General features: G+C 67.8%; 1 protein-coding gene and 1 pseudogene. One reads left to right on the plus strand and one right to left on the minus strand.

Going from position 1 to position 1,542, the window contains the following annotated elements; translation table 11 throughout:
- Nucleotides 1-170: 170 nt before the first annotated feature.
- Nucleotides 171-722, plus strand: a complete 552-nt coding sequence (locus AVW11_RS35535) for an SMI1/KNR4 family protein (protein ID WP_060179589.1) — start codon at nt 171-173, stop codon at nt 720-722.
- 14 nt (nt 723-736) lie between these two features.
- Here AVW11_RS35535 and AVW11_RS35540 read toward each other — a convergent pair.
- Nucleotides 737-1,465 (minus strand): annotated as a pseudogene (locus AVW11_RS35540) (IS5 family transposase).
- Nucleotides 1,466-1,542: the final 77 nt, after the last annotated feature.

Here is a 1,542-nt window from a genome sequence, read left to right on the forward strand (position 1 = left end):
TGCCGACCAGCAGAACCAGAACCTAACGAAGCACTACTAGGCCGTCTCTTTCGGATCTTGCAGGGCTCCGGAGACGGGGCCCTGGAGATTCGCTGCAGAGCCCGTCCTCGTAGGTTGGGCCCTGGAGGCGAGCGCCGCGCAGTGCGGGCGGCGGGACGAAGGGTAGGGACATGCGCGGGACGGAAGCGGTGGCGGCACTTGCCGAGCTCATGCCGGTTACTGTCGGGGGCGACGAGCAGGTCGACTGGGACGAGGTCGAGGCAGCCTGGGGGACCCGGTTCCCCTCGGACTACGTCCGCTTCATGGAGGTGTACGGGTCGGGGGCGATCAGCGACGGAATCAGCATCCTGCTGCCGTCGCTGCGGGCCGAGGGATACCCCTACAGGGACGGCCCGGGCTTGCGGGACGAGACGGAGAACGCCCGCGAGACCTGGGAGATGTGCCGGGACGGCGCCGACTTCGACGTGGACCCCGAGTCCATCGTGGCCTGGGCCGTGACCTCGGGCGCGGACATCTACTGCTGGGTGACCACGGACGACGACCCGGATCGATGGCCGGTCCTGATCTGCGGACGACACACCAACCCTGAGATGCAGTTGCACCCTCTCGGCATGGCCGAGTTCCTTCATCGGCTCCTGAGCGATGCGGTGTTTCGAAAGGGGAAGATCAGTATCTCCCTGCAGGACGAGGTGTCCTTCGTCAACTGGCGGAGCGAACGATAGGCCGCATATTCGGATCACCTTGCTGACCAGATGAACATGGCGGCCAGGTGGAGTCCGGCGAGGTAGATGGTGGCGTTCTTGTCGTAGCGAGTGGCCAGGCCACGCCACTGCTTGAGCTTGTTGATGCACCGCTCAACGGTGTTCCGCTGCTTGCAAGCCTCACGGTCGAAGGCTGGCGGGCGGCCGCCGAACCGGCCGAGGCGCTTGCGGTTCACGGCCTGGTCGGCGGGCTACGGGATCACCGCCCGGATCCTGCGCCGCCGCAGATGACGGCGGATCGCCCGGGACGAGTAGGCCGACGAACGCCAGCGGTCCGCAGCGGCCGTCCGTGGCGAGGTGGATCTCCGTGGTCAGCCCGCCGCGGGAGCGCCCGAGGGCGTGGGCGTCCGGCTCGCCGGCCGGGGCCCCTTTTGACGGGCCCGGGCGGCGTGCTGATGAGCGCGGACGATCGTGGAGTCGACCGCGACCACCCAGTCCAGGGCGCCCTCGGCATCGGCCTGGGCGAGCAGGGCCGTGAACACGCGCTCCCAAGTGCCGTCGGCGGCCCACATCCGCAGCCGGTTGTGGGCGCCCTTCCACGACCCGAAGTGCTCGGGCAGGTCCATCCACGGTGTTCCGGTGCGGTACTTGAACGCGTCCGCGTCGATCACCTGCCGGTGATCACGCCACCGCCCACCCTGCCGAGGCGTCCGGTCCGGCAGCAACGGCTCGATGCGGGCCCATTGGGCGTCAGTCAGCGACACGTATCAACCAACGATCCGATGATCTGAAGGAAGCGGCCTAGTAGTGCTTCGTTAGGTTCTGGTTCTGCTGGTCGGCA

This window comes from Streptomyces amritsarensis (assembly GCF_001953875.1).
Classification (GTDB): domain Bacteria; phylum Actinomycetota; class Actinomycetes; order Streptomycetales; family Streptomycetaceae; genus Streptomyces; species Streptomyces amritsarensis.